15 protein-coding genes are annotated in these 23,173 nt (G+C 69.8%); 1 reads left to right on the top strand and 14 read right to left on the bottom strand.

Going from position 1 to position 23,173, the window contains the following annotated elements; genetic code table 11:
• Window positions 1-228: 228 nt before the first annotated feature.
• From AB0M62_RS28615 to AB0M62_RS28550, 14 genes are all read right to left on the bottom strand, one after another.
• Window positions 229-4,341, bottom strand: coding sequence for an Rne/Rng family ribonuclease (locus tag AB0M62_RS28615; protein ID WP_366077189.1), 4,113 nt, complete (start codon window positions 4,339-4,341; stop codon window positions 229-231).
• A 228-nt stretch (window positions 4,342-4,569) separates the two neighbouring features.
• Entirely contained in the window at window positions 4,570-5,346 is a 777-nt protein-coding gene (locus AB0M62_RS28610; protein ID WP_366077188.1) for a TIGR03936 family radical SAM-associated protein, read from the bottom strand.
• Between the two features lie 131 nt (window positions 5,347-5,477).
• Entirely contained in the window at window positions 5,478-6,506 is a 1,029-nt protein-coding gene (locus AB0M62_RS28605) for a hypothetical protein (RefSeq protein WP_366077187.1), read from the bottom strand.
• 72 nt (window positions 6,507-6,578) lie between these two features.
• Window positions 6,579-8,507, bottom strand: coding sequence for a TIGR03960 family B12-binding radical SAM protein (locus AB0M62_RS28600; RefSeq protein WP_366077186.1), 1,929 nt, complete (start codon window positions 8,505-8,507; stop codon window positions 6,579-6,581).
• A 195-nt stretch (window positions 8,508-8,702) separates the two neighbouring features.
• Window positions 8,703-10,280: a CYTH and CHAD domain-containing protein gene (locus AB0M62_RS28595; protein WP_366077185.1), complete on the bottom strand. Its 1,578-nt coding sequence runs from the start codon at window positions 10,278-10,280 to the stop codon at window positions 8,703-8,705.
• A 38-nt stretch (window positions 10,281-10,318) separates the two neighbouring features.
• Complete coding sequence (gene rodA, locus AB0M62_RS28590; RefSeq protein WP_366077184.1) at window positions 10,319-11,518, bottom strand: rod shape-determining protein RodA; 1,200 nt, start codon at window positions 11,516-11,518, stop codon at window positions 10,319-10,321.
• Window positions 11,518-13,677 carry a penicillin-binding protein 2 gene (mrdA, locus tag AB0M62_RS28585; protein WP_366077183.1) on the bottom strand — a complete coding sequence of 720 codons (2,160 nt, stop codon included), beginning with the start codon at window positions 13,675-13,677 and terminating at the stop codon, window positions 11,518-11,520. Before mrdA ends, rodA begins: the two co-directional genes overlap by 1 nt.
• A gap of 79 nt (window positions 13,678-13,756) precedes the next feature.
• Window positions 13,757-14,431 carry a rod shape-determining protein MreD gene (gene mreD / locus AB0M62_RS28580; RefSeq protein ID WP_366077182.1) on the bottom strand — a complete coding sequence of 225 codons (675 nt, stop codon included), beginning with the start codon at window positions 14,429-14,431 and terminating at the stop codon, window positions 13,757-13,759.
• A gap of 12 nt (window positions 14,432-14,443) precedes the next feature.
• The gene (gene mreC, locus AB0M62_RS28575; protein WP_366077181.1) at window positions 14,444-15,385 is read right to left on the bottom strand and encodes a rod shape-determining protein MreC; all 942 of its coding nucleotides are present in this window, start codon (window positions 15,383-15,385) and stop codon (window positions 14,444-14,446) included.
• 117 nt (window positions 15,386-15,502) lie between these two features.
• Window positions 15,503-16,522, bottom strand: coding sequence for a rod shape-determining protein (locus AB0M62_RS28570; protein WP_366077219.1), 1,020 nt, complete (start codon window positions 16,520-16,522; stop codon window positions 15,503-15,505).
• 274 nt (window positions 16,523-16,796) lie between these two features.
• On the bottom strand, window positions 16,797-17,210 hold the full coding sequence (ndk, locus tag AB0M62_RS28565; protein ID WP_366077180.1) for a nucleoside-diphosphate kinase: 414 nt from the start codon (window positions 17,208-17,210) through the stop codon (window positions 16,797-16,799).
• An 87-nt stretch (window positions 17,211-17,297) separates the two neighbouring features.
• Entirely contained in the window at window positions 17,298-17,660 is a 363-nt protein-coding gene (locus AB0M62_RS28560; RefSeq protein ID WP_366077179.1) for a DUF4233 domain-containing protein, read from the bottom strand.
• Between the two features lie 3 nt (window positions 17,661-17,663).
• Window positions 17,664-19,163 (bottom strand): folylpolyglutamate synthase/dihydrofolate synthase family protein, encoded by a 1,500-nt coding sequence (locus tag AB0M62_RS28555; protein WP_366077178.1) that lies wholly within the window; start codon window positions 19,161-19,163, stop codon window positions 17,664-17,666.
• A 156-nt stretch (window positions 19,164-19,319) separates the two neighbouring features.
• Window positions 19,320-21,941: a valine--tRNA ligase gene (locus AB0M62_RS28550; protein WP_366077177.1), complete on the bottom strand. Its 2,622-nt coding sequence runs from the start codon at window positions 21,939-21,941 to the stop codon at window positions 19,320-19,322.
• 136 nt (window positions 21,942-22,077) lie between these two features.
• On the opposite strand from AB0M62_RS28550, the gene AB0M62_RS28545 reads away from it, so the two are divergent.
• Window positions 22,078-23,058 (top strand): hypothetical protein, encoded by a 981-nt coding sequence (locus AB0M62_RS28545; RefSeq protein WP_366077176.1) that lies wholly within the window; start codon window positions 22,078-22,080, stop codon window positions 23,056-23,058.
• Window positions 23,059-23,173 lie beyond the last annotated feature (115 nt).

Below are 23,173 nucleotides of genomic sequence, written 5' to 3'. Positions count from 1 at the left end.
CCGGCACAAAGCCGACGCCCTACCGAGGAATTTCAGGACCGGTTCGTCCCGGACCGGGACCGGTTCGCCGACGGCAGTCTCCGTGGGGAGGCACTAGTCGGCAACGACCGGCGTCACATTATCAGGAATTTCATGGGGTAAATCGCGGGTTGCAAACGCGTAAAGACAACGATTCTGCCACGGAAAAGCGGTCCACCCCCGTCAATCGGGGGCGGACCGCTTCCTTGCTCAGTCCTGTGCCGAAGCCGACACCGACGACTGCGCCTGCTGTTCCGCGGCGACGGCCTTCTTCGTCGCCTTCTTGGCGGTCGTCTTCTTGGCCGCGGTCTTCTTGGCGGCCGTCTTCTTGGTCACAGCCTTCTTCGCCGTGGCCTTCTTGGCCGTTTTGCGCGCCGTCTTCTTCGCCACGGCGGCATCCGCCTCCGGCTCGGACTCCGGCTCGGCCTGCGACCCCGCCTGGGGCTCGGCCTCCACCACGAGGACGGCGGCCTCGGCCGCGCCGGCCGGCGATCCGGCGGGGGCGGTGACCTTGCGGGTCGCCCGGCGCCGTGCACGGGGTGCGGCCGGCTCCGGCTGCTCCGGCGCCTCGGAAGCCACCGGCTCCTGCGGAGCCTCGACGGCAACCGGGGCGGCGACCGGAGCCGGTGCCTCGATGACGATCTCGGCGGCAGCTTCGGGGGCCGCCTCCTCCGCAGGCTTCGGCGAACCCGCCGGCGCCGTGGCCTTACGAGTGGCCCGGCGACGGGTCCGGCCCTGCGGCGCGGCCTCCTCGACGACGGCCTCCACAGGCACGGCCACGGGGGCCTCGACCGGGGCGGCCTCGACGACCGGTGCGGGCTCGGAGACCTGGACGGGCTCGGAGACCTGCACGGCCTCGGCCGCGGGCTCGGACACCGGCTCCGCAACCGGCTCGGACACCGGCTCCGCCGCCTTCGGCGCACCGGCGGGCGCGGTCGCCTTCCGGGTCGCCCGGCGGCGCGAACGGCCGCGTCCGCCCACCAGGCCCGCGGCGGCCTCGGCCTCCGCGACGCTGCTGAACAGCTCCTCGTCCATCGAGAAGTCGGGCTCGGGCAGCGCCTTCGGGACGGCCAGCTCGGCGGCGACCTCGGCCTCGGACTCGGCCTCGGCCTCCGTCCCGGTGTCGGCCGTCAGCAGTTCGTGCTCGTGCGTGTGCTCCTGAACACCACCACGGGCGCGCTTCTTGGCACGCTTGCCACCGCCCCCGCCACCGGCGGCGGTCGGCTGCTCCATGTGCACGATCACGCCACGGCCGTTGCAGTGGACGCAGGACTCGGAGAACGACTCCAACAGGCCCTGGCCGACCCGCTTACGGGTCATCTGGACCAGGCCCAGCGAAGTGACCTCGGCGACCTGGTGCTTCGTACGGTCGCGGCCGAGGCACTCCAGCATGCGCCGCAGCACCAGATCGCGGTTGGACTCCAGCACCATGTCGATGAAGTCGACGACGACGATGCCGCCCAGGTCGCGCAGCCGCAGCTGGCGCACGATCTCCTCGGCCGCCTCCAGGTTGTTCCTGGTGACGGTCTCCTCGAGGTTGCCGCCCTGACCGGTGAACTTGCCGGTGTTGACGTCGATCACGACCATGGCTTCGGTCTTGTCGATCACGAGCGAACCGCCGCTCGGCAGCCAGACCTTGCGGTCCAGCGCCTTCATCAGCTGCTCGTCGATCCGGTACGAGGCGAAGACGTCGACCTCGGAGGTCCACCTGGACAGCCGGTCGCTCAGGTCCGGGGCGACATGGCTGACGTACCCGTGGATCGTCTCCCACGCCTCGTCACCGCTGACGATGACCTTGGTGAAGTCCTCGTTGAAGATGTCGCGCACGACCCGGACGGTCATGTCCGGCTCGCCGTACAGCAGGGTCGGCGCGTTCGAGGCGCCGCCGCTCTTCGCCTTCTTCTGGATGTCCTCCCACTGCGACTGCAGACGCTCGACGTCGCGGCGCAGTTCGTCCTCGCTCGCGCCCTCCGCGGCCGTACGCACGATGACGCCCGCGTCCTCGGGGACGATCTTCTTGAGGATGGTCTTCAGACGCGCGCGCTCGGTGTCGGGCAGCTTGCGGCTGATCCCGGTCATCGAGCCCTCGGGCACGTAGACGAGGTAGCGGCCGGGCAGTGAGACCTGGCTGGTGAGGCGGGCGCCCTTGTGGCCGATCGGGTCCTTCGTCACCTGGACGAGCACCGACTGGCCGGACTTGAGCGCGGACTCGATGCGGCGCGGGCCGTTGGCCATGCCCAGCGCCTCGAAGTTGACCTCACCGGCGTACAGGACCGCGTTGCGGCCCTTGCCGATGTCGATGAACGCGGCCTCCATGGACGGCAGTACGTTCTGCACCTTGCCCAGGTAGACGTTGCCGACGTAGCTGGTCGACTCCTCCTTGTTGACGTAGTGCTCGACGAGCACGTTGTCCTCGAGGACGCCGATCTGGGTGCGCTCGCCGGTCTGACGGACGACCATGACGCGCTCGACGGCCTCGCGGCGCGCCAGGAACTCCGCCTCGGTGATGATCGGCACCCGGCGGCGGCCCTGCTCGCGTCCCTCACGGCGGCGCTGCTTCTTCGCCTCCAGACGGGTCGAGCCCTTGATGGACTGCACCTCGTCGGACGGCTCTTCGCTCTTACGGGACGGACGCGGCTCGCGGACCTTGACGATCGTGCGCTCCGGGTCGTCGGCACCGGTCTCGGCCTCGGGACCGGCGTCTCCGCTGCGACGGCGACGGCGACGGCGACGACGGCTGGAGGCCGACCCGGTCGCGGACGAACCCTCGTCCTCGTCCTCGGCCCGCTCGTCCTGCTCCTCTTCGTCCTGGTCGGCAGCGCCCTCGGCGTCCTGCCCCTCCTCGCCCTCGCCGGCCTCGTCGAAGTCGGCGGACTCGCCACGGCGACGACGGCGGCCACCACGGCGGCGGCGACGCGCGGGGCGGTCGCCGGACTCGTCCGACTCCTCACCTTCGTGCTCGTCCTCGACGGGCCCCTCGGCCTCCGGCTCGGCAGGCGCGGCAGCGGCAGCGGCAGCGGGCGCGGGCTCGACAGCCGGCTCCGGCTCGGCCGCACCACCGCGACGGCGGCGACGGCGCGAGGCGGTCTGCGGCGCGGGGGCCGCCGCCTCCTCGTCCGAAGACTCCGCACGCTCCGCCGCCTCGGCGGCAGCGGCGGCCGCCGCGGTCTCAGGGGTCTGGAACATCGGCTCGGCGAAGACGGGCGCCTGGAACACGGCGACAGCCGGGCGCGCCGCACGGCGGCGTGAACGGCCCGGCGCACTCTCCTCGGCCTCGGCCTCGGCCTCGGCCTCGGCCGGGGCCGCGGGCTGCGGTGCGGGGGTCACCGGCTGGCGCGTCGCACGGCGGCGGCCGCGGCCCTGGGGCGCGTCCACGGCGTCTGCCACGGTGACGGCTTCGGCGACGGCTTCGCCCTCGGGCTCGGCGGCACGGCGGCGACGGCGGCTGCGCGTCCCCTCCTCGGCGGCGGGCTCCTCGGCGGCCGGCTCCTCGGCGATCTCGGCTGCGATCCCGGCAGCGGCGTCCGCGGGCATACGCTCGCCGGCCTCGATCTCGGCGGCGGGTACCTCGGCCTGCGGGGCGGTCGCCTTGCGGGTGGCACGACGACGCGTACGCGCCGGGGCGGCAGGCTCGACGGCGGCCTCGGCGGCCGTCACGACCTCGGCCGCGGCAGCGGCCTCGGCCTCCACGTCGGGCGCGGTCTCGCTCTCGGCGGCCTTCGGCGCACCGGCGGGCGCGGTCGCCTTGCGGGTGGCGCGACGACGGGCACGAGCGGGCGGCGCGGTCTCGGGCTCGGCCTCGACTACGGCAGGGGCCAACACGGGCTCCTCGTCCTCAACCGCTGTCTCGGTCTCGGGGCCCTCGGCGGGCTCGACGGGCTCCGGCGCAGCGGCGGCCGCGGTCGCCTTCCGGGTGGCACGACGACGCGTTCGGGCCGGGGCGGCGGGCTCGGCGGCGGCCTCGCCGGCGGTCACGTCAGCTGCTGCGGGCCCGGTCTCGGGCGCGGCCTCGGTCACGGACGCCGGGCTCTCGCTCTCGGCGGCCACGTGCGCTCCCGCGGGTGCGGTCGCCTTCCGGGTCGCCCGACGGCGGGCACGCGCCGGGGGCGCGGCCTCGGTCTCGGCGGCGGCCTCGCCACCGGAGGCGGCATCGGCCGCGTCCGGTGTCACGGCTTCTGCTCCGGGGCCGTTTCCGGCCGCGACCGGCGGCCCCGCGGGGCGGGACGCCGCGCGACGCCGGCGGCGCGCGGGCAGGGTGTCGCTGGGACTGTCGTCTGCGGCGCTGTTGTGCGCCGGCTCATTGGATTCGATCGGCTCAAGCATGCGGGCGGTTCTCCCGTCGCGCTCCCGGGCGCCACGCCTCATTCCGGTCCGCAACGGTCCGCGTGGAACGCGGAACCGCCGTCCGGGGCGCGGGCGCCGCACGGGAGCTGTGTCTAGCTCGCCGGTTCCGTACGTAATGCGTACGGCCTGGCGAAAGTCTTCAGGTCAGTGCGCTGCCCGACCCAGGTGGCTCCCGAGTACCAGGGCTGCGCCGAACGACGACCGCTTTTACGCGGAACCTTTCGGCGCCTTCGCGGCGGCGAGTCCGGCGGCCGTGGGTGGGGCGGCCATGACTGCCTCGCGGTCGGGCGCGAGCGGGTCGGTCACCGTGCCGGACTCCTCGTCGAAGAGCCCCTGCGCCAGCCTGGTCACCGCAGCGGGGACCGGCGGCGCCAGGTCGGCCACAGCTCGGAGACCGGACAGGACGTCGTCGGGTCGCACGGCAGGTGTCAGGTGCCGTACTACCAGCCGCAGTATCGCACAGGCGTCGTCCACCGGCCTATCAGCCTGGTGAGGAAGCGCCTGCAGACCCGCAACGGCGCCGCGCGCGTCGAAGCTGCGCATGCCGTTCTTGGTACGGCGCTGGACCTCGACGGTCTCGGCGGCCAGGAAGACCTTGACGGCCCGCTCCGCGTCCCCGAGCGGGACGCCGTCCAGGCGCAGCTCCCACACGGAGGCGGTCAGCCGCTCGGCAAGTCCCGAAGTACGGGCCTCCACGGCGTCGGTGATGTCGAGTCCGTCCGGCAGCGACTCGTTGAGCAGCTCACGCAGTTTGTCGGGGTCGCGGGACTCGGTGAGGGCGATCTCCAGGTATTCGGCCTCGCTGCCCGTGCCGGTGGGTGCGGCATTGGCATACGACACCTTGGGGTGCGGGGTGAAGCCGGCCGAGTACGCCATGGGCACTTCGGCTCGGCGCAGGGCCCGCTCGAAGGCGCGCTGGAAGTCACGGTGGCTGGTGAACCGGAGGCGGCCGCGCTTGGTGTAGCGCAGCCGGACGCGCTGCACTGCCGGTGCGGGCGGCGGGCCTTCGGGCTGTCGCTTGCCCAGTGGTTCTTCTCCTCGGTGCGGGGCGGCGCTCTCGCGCGCCGCCCTCGGGACGTCAGGACGGTGCCGCCTCGGCGTCGTCCCCGTCCGGCTCACCCCCGCTTGTGCAGGGAGATCTCGGGACCGGGCGCCGCGCCGGCGGCGATAGCTGTACTACCCAGAGTACGCGCCGGTGGCGCTACCGGTTCCACACCCTTCGGCCGGGCCTTCCCGCCGACCAGCGTCCGCCAGGCGTCGGCGCGGGCCTGCCGTACCGTCTCACGCGCCGACATCAGCGCTGCCCGCGCGGCCCCGCCCGCCTCGGCGGCGGCCCGCGCGGCGGGTGCCCACAGGCTGTCGCGGATCAGGTGCCCAAAGGGTGCCAGCACGTTGCGGTAGGCCGAAACGACCGGGCGTCCGACGAGATTCCAGGCGAGCCACTTCAGTCCGCGTCCCACGGCACGGGAGACATGGCCGGCGATGCGCCAGGCATGGCCGAGTGCGTCGGCGATCTCCCGGCCCACGGGGGCCAGCACCCAGCGGTACAGGGCGACAGCGGGCGCCACGACGACCACTCTGCCGAGCCAGCCGAGACCGTGACCCAACGGCGCGAGCAGACACCGGTACACGGACACCGCCGACGGCACCAGCACGTACCGCCACAACGCCACCCACGGCCACACGAACAACGCACGGGCCACCCACACCAGCCCCACACCCACACCCCGCGCCAGCCACCCGAGACCGTGACCCAACGGCGCGAGTAGACACCGGTACACGGACACCGCCGACGGCACCAGCACGCACCGCCACAACGCCACCCACGGCCACACGAACAACACACGGGCCACCCACACCAGCCCCACACCCACACCCCGCGCCAGCCACCCGAGACCGTGACCCAACGGAGTCAGCACCCGCTCGTACAGCCACCACACCGGCACCACGACGACCACGGCGAACAGCCACGCCAGCGCGCGGCCTGCCGGCCGGAGCATCGCGCGGTCGACCGACCTCGCGCACACCACGAGGAGGTCCCACGCCATCCGAACGGGCAGGACCACGACCAGCACCACGATCCGTACCGGGATTCTGACGACAGCCGTCAGACAGCCTTCGGCCTGCCGCTTCTCGGGTTCCATGTGGGCGTAGACGCAGCGGAGGCCCCCACCGTTGCGGTGAGGGCCTCCGCATGTGGAGACCGAGTGGCAGACCTACTTGACGACCGTCAGCGGCAGCAGTTTCTTACCGGTCGGGCCGATCTGAATCTGAGTGTCCATCTGAGGACAGACGCCGCAGTCGAAGCACGGGGTCCAGCGGCAGTCCTCGACCTCGGTCTCGTCGAGTGCGTCCTGCCAGTCCTCCCAGAGCCAGTCCTTGTCGAGACCGGAGTCCAGGTGGTCCCAGGGCAGGACCTCCTCGTACGTACGCTCACGCGTCGTGTACCAGGCGACGTCCACCCCGAACTCGGGCAGCGTCTTCGCGGCGGCCTCCATCCAGCGGTCGTAGCTGAAGTGCTCGCGCCATCCGTCGAACCGGCCGCCCGACTCGTACACGGCCCGGATGACCGAGCCGATACGGCGGTCACCGCGTGAGAGCAGGCCCTCGACAATGCCCGGCTTGCCGTCGTGGTAGCGGAAGCCGATGGAGCGTCCGTACTTCTTGTCGCCGCGGATCTTGTCGCGGAGCTTCTCCAGGCGGGCGTCCGTCTCCTCGGCGGAGAGCTGCGGGGCCCACTGGAACGGGGTGTGCGGCTTGGGTACGAAGCCACCGATCGACACCGTGCAGCGGATGTCGTTCTGCCCGGAGACCTTGCGGCCCTCGGCGATGACCTTGACCGCCATGTCGCCGATCTGGAGTACGTCCTCGTCGGTCTCGGTCGGCAGGCCGCACATGAAGTACAGCTTCACCTGGCGCCAGCCGTTGCCGTACGCCGTGGAGACCGTACGGATCAGGTCCTCTTCCGAGACCATCTTGTTGATGACCTTGCGCAGGCGCTCCGATCCGCCCTCGGGGGCGAAGGTCAGTCCGGACCGACGGCCGTTGCGGGTCAGCTCGTTGGCCAGATCGACGTTGAACGCGTCCACCCGGGTGGAGGGCAGCGACAGGCCGATCTTGTCTTCCTCGTACCGGTCCGCGAGGCCCTTGGCGATGTCGCCGATCTCGCTGTGGTCCGCGGAGGACAGCGAGAGCAGGCCCACCTCCTCGAAGCCGGTCGCCTTCAGACCCTTCTCGACCATCTCGCCGATGCCGGTGATGCTTCGCTCCCGCACGGGGCGCGTGATCATGCCGGCCTGGCAGAAACGGCAGCCGCGGGTACAGCCGCGGAAGATCTCGACCGACATCCGCTCATGGACGGTCTCGGCGAGCGGGACCAGCGGCTGCTTCGGGTACGGCCACTCGTCGAGGTCCATCACAGTGTGCTTGGACACGCGCCACGGCACGCCGGACCTGTTCGGTACGACCCGGGCGATCCGGCCGTCGGGCAGGTACTCGACGTCGTAGAAGCGCGGTACGTAGACATTGCCGGTCTTCGCGAGGCGGAACAGGACCTCGTCGCGCCCGCCCGGACGGCCCTCGGCCTTCCAGGCGCGGATGATCTCGGTCATGTCGAGGACGGCCTGCTCGCCGTCGCCGATCACGGCGCAGTCGATGAAGTCCGCGATCGGCTCCGGGTTGAACGCGGCGTGGCCGCCCGCGAGCACGATCGGATCGTCGGGCGTGCGGTCGCGCGCCTCCAGCGGGATGCCCGCCAAATCCAGGGCGGTGAGCATGTTGGTGTAGCCGAGCTCGGTGGAAAAGCTCAGCCCGAAGACATCGAAGGCGCGTACAGGGCGGTGGCTGTCCACAGTGAACTGCGGGACCCGGTGCTCGCGCATCAGCGCCTCAAGGTCGGGCCACACGCTGTAGGTGCGCTCGGCGAGTACACCCTCGCGCTCGTTGAGGACCTCGTAGAGGATCATGACGCCCTGGTTGGGCAGTCCGACCTCGTACGCGTCCGGGTACATGAGGGCCCAGCGGACGTCACAGCTCTCCCACGGCTTGACGGTGGAGTTGAGCTCACCGCCGACGTACTGGATGGGCTTCTGCACATGCGGCAGCAGAGCTTCGAGCTGTGGGAAGACCGACTCGGCAGCAGACATCTCAGGACCTTCATGAGCTGGCAGGGGACGACTCTCTAGCGTAACGCGGTCTGAGCCGCCCCCAGGCACGGCTGTCGGACCCCGGCATTGGCGGGGAAGGCGCAAGCACGATCGGATCGTCGGGCGTCCGGCCAGGATCACCCCCGCATCGGCGAGGAAACCGTACACAGACGAAACGATCGGCCGGCCGTCCGGTTACCCGGTGAGCCCGTCGCGCAGCGCGGGTCGCGACGCCTTCGCCCACACCTTCGGCAGCTCCCGCTCCCTCTCCACCGCCTGCGCCTCCTCGTGTCCGTACAGCAGGCCCCAGGTGAAGGCGCTCTCGCCCGCCGCATGCGCCTGGATGGCCAGTGTCCGCAAAGACTCCCGGGCGACGACACTGTCCTGGTGGTCGCCGAGCAGGGTCTGTACGGCCTTCATCCGCTTCACGAACCGTTTGGCGGGCTTGCCCAGCGCCGGCTGCGCCAGCTCGGCGGCATAGCGGGCCCGCTTGGCGGCCTTGCGGGCCTCATGCATCGCCACGTCGCGCTCCTGGCCCGGGTCGAGGGAGAGAGCGTGCTCGACCCGGCCTGCCAGCCGGCCGTAGTCCTTGAGCACGGCCTTCGGGAGCACCTTGTGAGGGGACCGGGAAGCGGCGGGCCGCAGCGGCGGGGCGGCGAGCAGTGCGTCGAGCGCGTCCAGCAGCGCCAGGTACCGCTTGCTGTCCAGTACTTCGAGGGTCCTGCGGCGGGAACCGGTGCGGCGCGACACGCTCCAGATCCGCACCCGGCTGCTGACGGGGCCGAGCCGCAGGGTCTCGGGTACCTCGGCGATCCGGGACTCCAGCCGCTCGGTCAGTACCTCCAGGTCCCGGTCGACCCCCAACTCCGCGCCGAGCCACTTGAGCTCATCGCCGAGGGGGTCGGTGACGGTCCGGTCGAGGACCTTCCGGTACGTCTTGAAGGCGCTGCGCATCCGGCGGCTGGCGACCCGCATCTGGTGCACCGAGTCGGGCAGATCCCGTCGCACGGCCGGGTCGTACTCGACGATCGCCGCGACCTGCGCACGCAGGTAGGCAAGGACATGGCTCCCGGCGGTGTCCTTGCCGGCGGTTTTCTTGCCGGCACCGCCTGCGGGCTCGGCCGAAGCGGCCTTGCGATCCGCAGCCGCGGGCTCCGTCTCCGCCAGGGCGCGGGCCAGCTTCGACGGGGAGTCCGAGACCCGTGCGCCGGCCTTGCGGAGCTTCTTCTCCACGGCGTCGAGGAACGAGGCGTCGCCGCCGTCCGCGAGCTCGACCTCGATCTCGGTCCACTCGGCCGTACCGCCGCCGGGCTCGAGACGTTCCGCGCGGACCTGGTCCGTGCTCACTTCGGCGAGCAGCCTGCCGTCACCGTCCTCCAGGTGGAGTACGTGGCGGGTGGTACGCAGGCGTACCCGCGGGACGAGTTCGGCGTCACGGACCCGGGAGCGTACGAGCTCTCGGAGCTCGTGCGGGACGCCCCCGCCCTCGACCCCGGCGGTGAGCGGGACATGGATCTCGTCCCGCACGTCCGGCGCCACCGGCAGCTTGAGGTGCCAGCCCTCGTCGGATCCACCGTTTCTACGGCGCAGCGTGATGGCGTGGGCGGCGAGCCGCCCGTCCTGGGTGTCGTAATAGGTGGCGTCGAGTTCCATGACGCCTTGGTCGATGACGGCCGCGACCCCGGCCATCTCGGTCAGATCGGGCAGCCGCATCTCGCCATCGGCCGCAGTGAACTCGAATTTCCGCTCGATCTCGCGCTTCGTGTCCGCCATAGACCGAATTTAGTCGCGAATGACTTCCGTTGGCAGGTCTACGCCGACAGCGGACGTTGCACTCGGATGGACTGCAGCAGTCCGATGGCCACCCAGACCGCGAACATCGAGGATCCGCCGTACGAGACGAACGGCAGCGGGAGGCCCGCCACCGGCATGATGCCGAGCGTCATGCCGATGTTCTCGAAGGACTGGAACGCGAACCAGGCGATGATCCCGGCGGCGACGATCGTGCCGTACAACTCGGTCGTCTCGCGAGCGATCCGGCAGGCACGCCACAGCACCACGCCCAGCAGCAGCAGGATCAGTCCCGCGCCCAGGAAGCCCAGTTCCTCGCCCGCGACGGTGAACACGAAGTCGGTCTGCTGCTCCGGCACGAACTGGCCGGTGGTCTGCGAGCCCTTGAACAGGCCCGTGCCGGTGAGGCCGCCCGAGCCGATCGCGATCCGCGCCTGGTTGGTGTTGTAGCCGACACCGGCCGGGTCGAGCTCCGGGTTGGCGAACGCGGCGAAGCGGTTGATCTGGTACTCGTCGAGGACTCCGAGCTGCCAGACCATGACGGCGCCCACGGCGCCCGCGCCGAGCAGGCCGAAGACCCAGCGATTGGAGGCACCGGAGGCCAGCAGGACACCGAGGACGATCACCGCCATCACCATGACCGAACCGAGGTCGGGCATCAGCATGACGATCGCCATGGGGAGGACCGCCAGGCCCAGAGCCTTGACGACGATGCGGTGATCGGGATGGAGTTGGTCGCCGGCGTCGACCCGGGCGGCCAGCAGCATCGCCATGCCGAGGATGATCGTGATCTTGACGAATTCCGACGGCTGGAGCGAGAAGCCCCCGCCGAGCACGATCCACGCGTGCGCGCCGTTGATGGTCGCGCCGAGCGGGGTGAGGACGAGCAGAACGAGCACGACCGAGAGCCCGTAGAGAACCGGGACGGCTCCGCGCAGGGTGCGGTGGCCGAGCCAGATCGTCCCGATCATCAGCACCAGGCCGATACCGGTGTTCAGGGCGTGCCGGAAGAAGAAGTAGTACGGGTCGCCCTGATTGAGCTGGGTGCGGTTGCGGGTCGCGGACCACACCAGCAGTGAGCCGACGAAGGACAGCGCCAGCGCCGAGAAGAGCAGCGGCCAGTCGAGCCTGCGCACCACCGAGTCACGGGCGGTGAGCTTGGACCAGATCCCGCGGTCGGGGGTGTACCGCGAGACGGAGAAGCCGTGGGTACCGGCCATCAGTCCCTCCTCCCGACCGCGATCTGCTGCTTGTTCTCGTCCTCGGGCTTCGCCGGGACGTACGGTTTGATCAGCGGCGCGTTGATCGAACCGTCCTTCTCGATCTTCGGCAGCTCCTTCTGCGGCTTGGGCAGCAGTGCCCTCCCGAGGTCCTGGTTGCCTTCCTTGTCCAAGCCGTAGAGCTCGTCGTAGATGTTGCGCACGAACGGACCGGACGCCCCGGAACCCGTACCACCCTGGGAGATCGTCATCACGATCGTGTAGTCGTCGGTGTAGGTGGCGAACCAGGAGGTCGTCTGCTTGCCGTAGACCTCGGCCGTACCCGTCTTGGCGTGCATCGGGATCTTGTCCTGCGGCCAGCCGCCGAATCGCCAGGCGGCGGTACCGCGGGTCGCGACTCCCTCGAGGGCTTCGTCTATCAGCTCGCGCGTCTTGGCGTCCATCGGCAGCTTGCCGTGCGACTTGGGCTTCATCTCCTGGACCGTCTTGCCGTCCGGGCTGATGACCGCCTTGCCGACGCTCGGGTTGTACATCGTGCCGCCGTTGGAGATGGCGGCGTAGATGGTGGCCATCTGGATCGGGGTGACGAGCGTGTCGCCCTGGCCGATCGAGTAGTTGACGGAGTCGCCGGCGCGCATCTTCATGCCTTCGAGGCAGTTCTCGTAGGCGAGCAGCTCGACGTAGGTGCCGCCCTTCTTGCCCTGCTTGCACCAGCCGTCCTTGTTGGCCTCCCAGAAGTCCTTCTTCCACTTCCGGTCGGGGACACGGCCGGTGACCTCGTTGGGGAGGTCGATGCCGGTCTCCTTGCCGAGGCCGAACTGGTGGGCGGTCTTGTAGAACCAGTCCGCCGGGTTCTTCTTGGGCTTGTTACCGCCGTCCTTCTGCCACTGCTGGTGCGCGAGGGCGTAATAGACGGTGTCGCAGGAGACCTCGAGGGCCTTGCCGAGGCTGATGCTGCCGTGTCCCTGGGACTCGAAGTTCTTGAAGACCTGGCCGCCGATGGAGTACGAGCTGGGGCACGGGTAGCGGCCGTTGAAGTCGTAGCCCGCGTTGACCGCGGCCGTGGTCGGAATGACCTTGAAGATCGAGCCGGGGGCTGCCTGGCCCTGGATGGCCCGGTTGAGGAGGGGGTAGTTGGAGTCCTTGCCGGTGAGCTTGGCGTAGTCCTTGCCGGAGATGCCGCCGACCCAGGCATTCGGGTCGTACGTCGGGTTGGAGGCCATCGCCACCACCCGGCCGGTCTTCGACTCCATGACCACGACGGCGCCCGCGTCGGCCTTGTAGTTCTGGTTGGTGTTCCGGTCGTGCTGCTTGCGGGCTTCCTCCATCGCCGCATTGAGCTGGTACTCGGCGACCCCCTGCACCCGCGCGTCGATGCTGGTGACGACATGGGCGCCGGGCACGGCCTCGTCGTTGTTGGCCTCTCCGATGACGCGGCCCAGGTTGTCGACCTCGTACCGGGTGACGCCGGCCTTGCCGCGCAGCTCGCTGTCGTACGTCCGCTCCAGGCCGGAGCGGCCGATCTGGTCGGAGCGCAACAGCGGCGAGCGGGTGTTCTCGGCCTTCTTGATCTCCTCGTCGGTGACCGGGGAGAGGTAGCCGAGGACCTGGGCGGTGTTGGACCCGCCGGGCGCGGGGTAGCGGCGGACGGCAGTGGGCTCCGCGGTGATGCCGGGGAAGTCCTCCGCGCGCTCCCGGATCTGCAGCGCCTGCTGCGTGGTGGCCTCGTCGGTCACCGGGATCGGCTGGTAGGGCGAGCCGTTCCAGCAGGGCTGCGGGGTCTCGGAGTCGCACAGCCGGACCTTGTCGGCGACGTCCTTGGGCTTCATGTCCAGGACCTCGGCGAGGCGCGCGAGCACGGCCTTTCCGTCGTCCTTCATCTTCATCAGCTCGGTACGGCTGGCGGACACGACGAGACGGGTCTCGTTGTCGGCGAGCGGAACACCGCGGGCGTCGAGGATCGTGCCGCGGACGGCGGGCTGGACGACCTGCTGGACATGGTTGTTCTTCGCCTCGTCGGTGTACTCCTCGCCGTTGCGGATCTGGAGGTACCAGAGGCGCCCGCCGAGGGTGAGGAGGAGGGAGAAGACGAGGACCTGGATGGCGACGAGCCGGATCTGGACCCGGGGGGTGCGGCCTGTCTCGGGAATGTTGCTCACTGCGTCCCCCCACTGGTCGTACGGGCCCCGGAGGGCCTCGGGTGATGCCCCGGGCGGCGACGCTCCGGACGGTACTGCCTCACAGCCTCTTGACCCCCTTAATACGTCCCGCCTTTGCCGCCCTGCTCCTCGCGGCCTTGATGCGCAGGCCGCCGCGCTGGTTGCCGATACGCAGCCCGGTGCCCGAGGCGAGCCAGCCGGACGCGACATCGGTGCCGGCGCCGCCGCCCTTCTGGGTCTCGGCGAGGGGATCGTTCTCGGCGCGTCTGGCCAGGGCCATGATCAGCGGAACGGTGAAGGGGGCCAGTACCAGGTCGTAGACCACAGCGGTGAACAACAGCCCGGTAAGGCCCACATGACGGGCGGCGGTGTCACCGACCAGGGCGCCCACGCCCGCGTAGAGCAGTGTCGAGCCGATCGCGGCAGCGACGACCACGGCCATCGGCCCGGTGGCGGAGCGCAGTCGTCCGGTCTCCGGCTTGGCGAGGCCCGCCAGATAGCCGGTCACACAGAGGACGAGCGCGTAGCGCCCCGCGGCGTGGTCGGCCGGCGGAGCGAGGTCGGAGAGGAGACCCGCGCCGAAGCCGATGAGGGCGCCACTGACGTGTCCGTACACCAGCGCGAGGGCGAGGACGGTGAGAAGCACCAGGTCGGGGACGGCGCCGGGGAGTTGGAGCCGGGCCAGCACGGTCACCTGGACGACGAGAGCGACGACCACCAGGGTGGTCGAGAGCAGAATCCGGTTGAAGCGCATGAGGTTCAGCTCCTACTGCTCGGTGCCGTCGGCCACGGCGTCCGCCGAGGGGGTGACCGTGACAGTGACCGTGGGCGTGGGCTGCGGCGGGGCGGGTTTGGGCGGCAGGACCATGTCGCGCGGGTCTTCGCGCGGCGGCTGGACGACGATGCCGACGATGTCGAGCCTGCTGAAGCCGACGTACGGCCGGACCATGACGGTCCGGGTCAGGTCGCCGCCGGCCGGGTCGACGCGGATGATCTCGCCGATCGGTACACCGGGTACGAACGGCTTGGCGCCGCGCGAACCGAAGGTCACCAGGCGGTCGCCCTTCTTGACCTTGGCCTTTCCGTTGAGCAGCTGTACCCGGAGGGCCCGGTCGCCCTGGCCCGTGGCGAAGCCGAGTTCGCCGGTGTTCTCCAGGCGGGTACCGACGGTGAAGTCGGGGTCGTTGGCGAGGAGGACGGTGGCGGTGTTCGGCCCGACGGTGGTGACCCGGCCGACGAGCCCGTCGCCGTTGAGGACGGTCATGTCCCGTCCGATCCCGTCGTTGCTGCCGGCGTCGATGGTGACGGTCCAGGAGAAGCCCTGGGCCGCTCCTATCGCGATGACCTCTGCCCCCTTGATTCCGTACTGCCCCGCGCCGGCCTTCTTGAGCATCTCGTCGAGCTCGCGGACGCGGCTGCGGTTGCGGTCGTCGCTGCCGAGCCTGGCCTTCAGTGCGGCGTTCTCGCGCTCCAGCTCGGTGATCCGGTTGTGGCGCTCACCGGAGTCGCGAACCGCCCCTATGGCGTTGCCGATCGGGTCGACGGCGGAGGCGACCCCGCTCTCCACCGGGCCGAAGACCCTGGCGGCGGCCTGCCGGGCACCGTCGACCGGCGACTCCTCTCCACCGCGGATGTCCACCGTGATCAGTGCGAACGCGATGGCGATCAGCAGCACCAGGAGCAGCCGGCTCTCTCGTGTGTCCCTCACGTGCGGCGGCCGTGCCTTCCTCGTCGGAATTACTGTGCGTGTATATCAACGATCCGCCGCACGGGAAGTCAGGCCCCGTACGGCGGATTTCGGGTGAAACGTCACGTGACCGCCACGTCACCTGCGGGGCTGAGCGTCCAGTACCTGCTGGAGCGCCTCGAACTCCTCCACGCATTTGCCCGACCCGAGCGCCACCGAGTCCAGCGGATCCTCCGCGATGTGGATGGGCATACCGGTCTCGCGGCGCAGCCGCTCATCGAGGCCGCGCAGCAGGGCCCCACCGCCGGTGAGGACGATGCCGCGGTCCATGACGTCGCCGGAGAGCTCGGGCGGGCACTTGTCCAGCGTGGTCTTGACCGCGTCGACGATCGCGTTGACCGGCTCCTCGATGGCCTTGCGGACCTCGCCGGCCGAGATGACGACGGTCTTGGGCAGACCTGAGACCAGGTCACGGCCACGGATCTCGGTGTGTTCGTCCTTGTCCAGGTCGAACGCCGAGCCGATGGTGATCTTGATCTGTTCGGCGGTGCGCTCACCGAGGAGGAGGGAGTACTCCTTCTTGATGTGCTGGATGATCGCGTTGTCCAGCTCGTCACCGGCGACCCGGATCGACTGAGCCGTAACGATTCCGCCGAGCGAGATGACGGCCACCTCGGTGGTGCCGCCGCCGATGTCCACCACCATGTTTCCGGTGGCCTCGTGGACCGGCAGGCCCGCGCCGATCGCCGCGGCCATCGGCTCCTCGATGATGTGCACCTGGCGGGCGCCGGCCTGGGTGGATGCCTCGATGACGGCGCGGCGCTCGACCCCCGTGATGCCGGAGGGGACACAGACGACGACACGGGGACGCGCCAGATAGCGACGCTTGTGGATCTTCAGGATGAAGTAGCGGAGCATCCGCTCGGTGATCTCGAAGTCGGCGATGACGCCGTCCTTGAGCGGCCGGACCGCAACGATGTTGCCGGGCGTCCGCCCGATCATCTTCTTCGCCTCGGAGCCGACCGCCAGGATGCCACCGGTGTTGGTGTTGATGGCGACGACGGAAGGCTCGTTGAGGACGATCCCCCGGCCCCTGACGAACACCAGCGTATTGGCGGTCCCGAGGTCGATCGCCATGTCACGGCCGATGAACGACATGTTGTTCCCCATGGAGATACGTCTGGCCTTCCCAGGTGGAGCTGCTGGCTTGTAGGTCGGCGAGGTGGGTGTGTGGGTGAAGGTCCATCGTAGTGCCGCAGGTGCGACACCGCGCGAGGGGACTCCGTCAAAGTCTGCGGAACACGTACCCGCCCCAGTAATGGTGACGTGGCGTCGGGTCCATGCGTTCCCGGGTTCACCGTACCTATACCGAAGGGCGACCGAAATTACTTCGGTCGCCCCAGGTCGTGAGCGCTATATGGCTGATGCCTCGTCAGGAAAAGGAAGGGAAGAACAGCTTCAGTTCCCGCTGCGCGGACTCCTCCGAGTCCGAGGCGTGAATGAGGTTCTCCCGGACGATGGTGCCGAAATCGCCACGGATCGAGCCGGGCGCGGCGGCGATCGGGTCGGTCGGGCCGGCCAGGGCCCGGACGCCCTCGATGACCCGCTCGCCCTCGACCACCAGGGCGACGACCGGTCCGGAGGACATGAACTCCACAAGCGGCTCGTAGAAGGGCTTGCCCTTGTGCTCCCCGTAGTGCGCCTCGAGGGTGTCGTGGTCCAGCGTGCGCAGCTCCAGCGCGGGGATGGTCCAGCCGGCCTTGCGCTCGATCCGGCCGATGATCTCGCCGACCAGGCCTCGGCGTACGGCGTCGGGCTTGAGCAGGACGAGGGTGCGCTGGCTCACGGGGCGAGCTCCTTTGTACGTACGTCGGTGAGCGGGTGCTCCGAGGTTACAGGGCCGAACGGGGCAATGGTCACGCAGCGTCAGGCGTTACGCTGCGTCAGGCCCGGCGGATGCCTGGGGTTCGGCCTGGGCGGCCCATCGGGCCTTCGCCTCGTCGATCCGGCGCCCGTAGTGCACGGAGGCCCACCACAGCGCGGCGAAGACCGCACCGAGGATGAACATCTCGGTGACGACGAACCCGCTCGCGATCAGTCCGGCCTGGAGCACCCAGCCGGTCTGCACCGCGCCGGGGCGGCTCAGCATCCCGCAGAGCAGCACGGACAGCAGCATCCCGATGCCGCAGACCGTCCAGATGGTGGCGGCGGACAGATCGCCCTTCATGGCGACGAGTCCGGCGAAGCCGATCACGAAGAACTCGCCGATGAGCGTGCTCGCACAGAGTGTTCGCATGGGTCAGCCCCTCCCCAGGAGCAGCCGGGCCTCGCCGACCGTGATGACGGAACCGGTGACCAGTACGCCGGCCCCGGCGTACTCGTCCTCCTCCTCGGCGAGGGTGATCGCCGCTTCCAGAGCGTCGTCGAGCCGCGGCTCGACCTGCACCCGGTCCGGACCGAACACCTCGACGGCGATGGCCGCGAGCTCGTCCGGGTCCATCGACCGGTGGCTCGAGTTCTGGGTCACTACGACCTCGGCGAACAGCGGCTCGAGGGCCTCGAAGAGACCCTTCACGTCCTTGCCGTCGCTCGCGCCGACCACCCCGACGAGGCGGCTGAAGCCGAACGCCTCGGTGACCGCCTCCGCCGTGGCGCGGGCACCGGCCGGGTTGTGCGCGGCGTCGAGGATCACGGTCGGACTGCGCCGGACGACCTCCAGGCGACCCGGCGAGACCACCGAGGCGAAGGCGTCGCGGACCGTGTCGACGTCCAGCGCGCGAGCCTGCTCGGCGCCGATCCCGAAGAACGCCTCCACCGCGGCGAGGGCCACCGCCGCGTTCTGCGCCATGTGGGCGCCGTGCAGCGGCAGGAAGATGTCCTCGTACTCACCGCCGAGGCCGCGCAGCGTCAGCCGCTGGCCGCCCACCGCGACCTCCCGGGAGACCACGCCGAACTCCATGCCGGCGCGGGCCACCGTGGCGTCCACCTCGACGGCCTTCCTGAGCAGTACCTGCGCGGCGTCCACCGGCTGCTGAGCGAGGATGACGGTCGCGCCCTGCTTGATGACGCCGCCCTTCTCCTCGGCGATCTCGCCGGGAGTGGCGCCGAGGCGGTCGGTGTGGTCCAGGTCGATCGGAGTTACCACGGCGACCGAGCCGTCGATGACGTTCGTCGCGTCCCAGCTGCCGCCCATACCGACCTCGACGACGGCCACGTCCACCGGGGCGTCCGCGAAGGCCGCGTACGCCATACCGGTGAGCACCTCGAAGAAGGACAGCCGGAACTCCTGCGCGGCGTCGACCATCTCCACGTAGGGCTTGATGTCGTTGTACGTCTCGACGAAACGCGTGGCCTCGATCGGCGCCCCGTCCAGGCTGATCCGCTCGGTGATCGACTGTACGTGCGGGCTGGTGTACCGCCCGGTGCGAAGCTCGAAGGCACCGAGCAGCGCCTCGATCATGCGGGCGGTGCTGGTCTTTCCGTTGGTACCGGTGATGTGGATGGAGGGGTACGCGCGCTGAGGCTCGCCCAGCAGGTCCATCAGGGCCGCGATACGCGACACCGAGGGCTCCAGTTTGGTCTCTCCCCAGCGGCCCGCGAGCTCCTGCTCCACCTCCCGGAGCGCTTTGTCCACTTCAGGGTCCTGCGGCCGGGAAGGCACGGGGTCGCCCTGCGGCGGCCCGGCCTGGGTGCGCAGCGTGCGGCTCCCGGCCTCGATCACCGCCAGGTCGGGATCACGGTCGGTTGCGGCTTCGACGATCTCGTCGAAGCCGTCGGTGGGGTCGGGCTGCTCACTCACAGGGCCAGTCTACGGAGAACCACCGGCGGGACCGTCTACCGCCCTGCCGAGTCCAGAACCCGAAGGCCCCCGGACCGTGTCATGTGTAGGGTCCGGGGGCGTTCATGCGCGTTCAGAGGGCAGGGGCCCGGCAGGAGCGGCCGGGCCCGCCACCCGCTAGGCCTGCGGCAGGCTGTCCAGCTGGGCCTGGATACGGGCGATGTCCGCCTCGGCCTTCGCCAGCCTGCCCCGGATCTTGTCCACGACGTTGTCGGGTGCCTTGGCCAGGAAGGCCTCGTTGCCGAGCTTCGCCGTGGCCTGGGCCTTCTCCTTCTCGGCCGCCGCGAGGTCCTTGGCCAGCCGCTTGCGCTCCGCCGCGACGTCGATGGTGCCGGACAGGTCCAGCGCCACGGTCGCTCCGGCCACCGGCAGGGTCGCGGTGGCGCTGAAGCCCTCACCCTCGGGCTGCAGACGCAGCAGCTGGCGGATGGCCGCCTCGTGCGCCGCGAGCTCCGTACCGGAGAGATCCAGCCGGGCCGGGACCTTCTGACCGGGCTGCAGTCCCTGGTCGGCGCGGAACCGGCGGACCTCGGTGATCACCTGCTGGAGGTTCCCGATCTCCCGCTCGGCGGCTGCGTCACGGAAGCCGCTGTCCTTCGGCCAGTCGGCGATCACGACGGACTCCCGGCCGGTGAGGGTGGTCCACAACGTCTCGGTGACGAAGGGCACCACCGGGTGAAGGAGCCGGAGCGTCACGTCGAGAACTTCACCGAGCACCCGGCCGGAGACCCGCGCCTGCTCGCCGCCCTCGAAGAACGTCGTCTTGGACAGCTCGACGTACCAGTCGAAGACCTCGTCCCACGCGAAGTGGTAGAGCGCGTCGGCCAGCTTCGCGAACTGGTAGTCGTCGTAATACGCGTCGACTTCCGCGACCGTGGCGTTCAGCCGCGACAGAATCCACCGGTCGGTCGCCGAAAGCTGCTCGGCGGGCGGCAGTTCACCCTCGACCGTCGCGCCGTTCATCAGCGCGAACCGGGTCGCGTTCCAGATCTTGTTGGCGAAGTTGCGGGACGCCTGGACCCAGTCCTCGCCGATCGGAACGTCGGTGCCGGGGTTGGCGCCCTTGGCCAGGGTGAAGCGGACGGCGTCGGAGCCGTACGCGTCCATCCAGTCCAGCGGGTCCACGGCGGTGCCGGACGACTTCGACATCTTCTTGCCGAACTGGTCACGGACCAGACCCGTGAGCGTGATGGTGTGGAACGGCGGCTCGCCGTCCATCGCGTACAGGCCGAACATCATCATCCGGGCGACCCAGAAGAAGATGATGTCGTGGCCGGTGAGCAGAACGTCGGTCGCGTAGAACTTCTCGAGATCCGGCGTCTGTTCCGGCCAGCCGAGGGTCGAGAACGGCCACAGGCCCGAGGAGAACCAGGTGTCCAGAACGTCCGGATCCTGCGTCCACCCCTCGCCGGCGGGCGGCTGCTCGTCGGGGCCGACGCAGACGACCTCGCCCTCCGGCCCGTACCAGACGGGGATCCGGTGACCCCACCACAGCTGGCGCGAGATGCACCAGTCGTGCATGTTGTCGACCCAGTCGAAGTACCGCTTCGACATGTCCTGCGGGTGAATCTGCACCTTGCCGTCGCGGACCGCGTCACCGGCGGCCTTCGCCAGCGGCTCGACCTTGACCCACCACTGCATGGACAGCCGCGGCTCGAGCGTCGTCTTGCAGCGCGAGCAGTGCCCGACGGAGTGCGTGTAGGGACGCTTCTCGGCGACGATGCGGCCTTCGGCGCGCAGCGCACCGACGATCGTCGAGCGGGCCTCGAAGCGGTCCAGACCCTGGAAGGGGCCGTGGACGGTGATGATACCGCGCTCGTCCATCACGGTCAGCGACTCGAGGTTGTGCCGCTGGCCGATGGCGAAGTCGTTCGGGTCGTGGGCCGGCGTCACCTTGACCGCGCCGGTCCCGAACTCCGGGTCCACGTGCGTGTCGGCGACGACCGGGATCGTGCGGTTCGTCAGTGGCAGCTTGATCTGCTTGCCGATGAGGTGCGCGTACCGCTCGTCGTCCGGGTGGACGGCGACGGCCGTGTCGCCCAGCATCGTCTCGGCGCGCGTGGTCGCGACGACGAGCGTGTCCTCACCCTCGCCGTACTTGATCGAGACCAGCTCGCCGTCGTCGTCCTGGTACTCCACCTCGATGTCCGAGATGGCCGTCAGACAGCGCGGGCACCAGTTGATGATGCGCTCGGCGCGGTAGATCAGCTCGTCGTCATACAGATTTTTGAAGATCGTTTGGACGGCCTTGGACAGGCCCTCGTCCATGGTGAAGCGCTCGCGCGACCAGTCGACGCCGTCCCCGAGCCGGCGCATCTGGCCGAGGATCTTGCCGCCGTATTCTTCCTTCCAGTCCCAGACGCGCTCGATGAAGGCGTCCCGGCCCAGGTCGTGGCGGGAGACGCCCTCCTTGGCGAGCTCGCGCTCGACGACGTTCTGGGTGGCGATACCGGCGTGATCCATGCCGGGCAGCCACAGCGCCTCGTAGCCCTGCATCCGCTTGCGACGGGTGAGGGCGTCCATGAGCGTGTGCTGGAAGGCGTGCCCGAGGTGCAGGCTGCCGGTGACGTTCGGCGGCGGGATGACGATGGTGTACGCGGGCTTCTCGCTCTTGGGGTCCGCCGTGAAGTAACCGCGCTCTACCCAGCGCTCGTACAGCTTCCCCTCTACCTCGGCCGGCGCGTACTGGGTCGGCAGTTCGGGAGTGGACGCTGGAGTCTGCTGAGGGTTCTCGGTCACGAGGCACAGTTTAGAGGTGTCACGGGGCCGTACTGAAACGGGAATGTTCCGTAACGCTGTGGCCCCCGGCGCCCCGGCATCCGCCCCCTTCCGTCAGGATGTTCGGAACACATAAGTATCTGGAGGGGAACCAGGAATGAGCTACAACCAGCCGGGCCCGTACGGTGGGCAGCAGCCTCAGCAGCCCGGGCCGTACGGTCAGCCGGGTCCTTACGGTCAGCCGCAGGGCCAGCCGGGCCCTTACGGCCAGCAGCCGCAGGGCCCCCAGCCCGGCTACGGCTACCCCCAGCAGGCCCCGCAGGGCGTACCGCCCCAGCAGCCCGGCTACGGCTACCCGCAACAGGGCGGCTACAGCCAGCCGCAGCAGCCGGGCCCGTACGGCCAGCAGCCCCCCTACGGCCAGGTCCCGCCACCCCCGGCCGCCCCGAAGAAGAAGACGGGCCTGATCATCGGCGCGGTGGTGGTCGCACTCGCGGTGGTCGGCGCGGGGGTCTACTTCCTGGCGGGCGGTGGCGGCAACGGCGATGTGGCCGACGACACCAAGGGGTACAAGCTCACGCCCCCTGCGACGGTGGGCGAGTACAAGAAGAGCCCCAAGGGCGACAAGACGGAGCCGATGACGGAGACGGAGAAGAAGGAAGCCGCGGCTCTCGGCGTCACCAACGCGCAGCAGATCAACACCGAGTACCAGGCAGGTGCCGATCCGAGCAACCCGCTCGCGGGCAAGGCCATGAACTTCATCGGTGTATGGGGAGAGATCTCCGACCCGGCGAAGGTGCTCGACGCCGCCTTCGAGGAGATCAAGACCGACACCGAGAAGGAGGACGCGGAGGTCAAGGTCGAGCTCGTCGGCAGCCCCACCGAGTACAAGCCGGAAGGCTTCGAGGGCGCTTTGATGAAGTGCCAGGACATCAAGTTCATCAACACGGACGCTGATGCCAAGCCCGGTGAGCCGAAGGAGTTCAAGATCCCGACCTGCATCTGGGTCGACTACAGCACCTACGGCATGGTGAACGCCATCGACCTGGCGTCGATGGCAACGGGCGGGAGCATGAAGCAGCAGGAGGTTGCCGAACTGGCGGCCAAGCTCTACAACACGGCCCGCACCAAAGCGTAATTACACGCACGTACAACGGACAACACGAAGGGCGCCCGGCCGGTCGACCCGCCGGGCGCCCCGGTGGCGTGCGCCGCCCCGGGGTTAAGCCGACGACTCGGGGGGGGCGGCCCAG

This window comes from Streptomyces sp. NPDC051219, from assembly GCF_040682335.1.
Taxonomy (GTDB): domain Bacteria; phylum Actinomycetota; class Actinomycetes; order Streptomycetales; family Streptomycetaceae; genus Streptomyces.
Note: the sequence above shows the minus strand (reverse complement) of the source record. Positions and strands in the feature narration are given on the sequence as shown.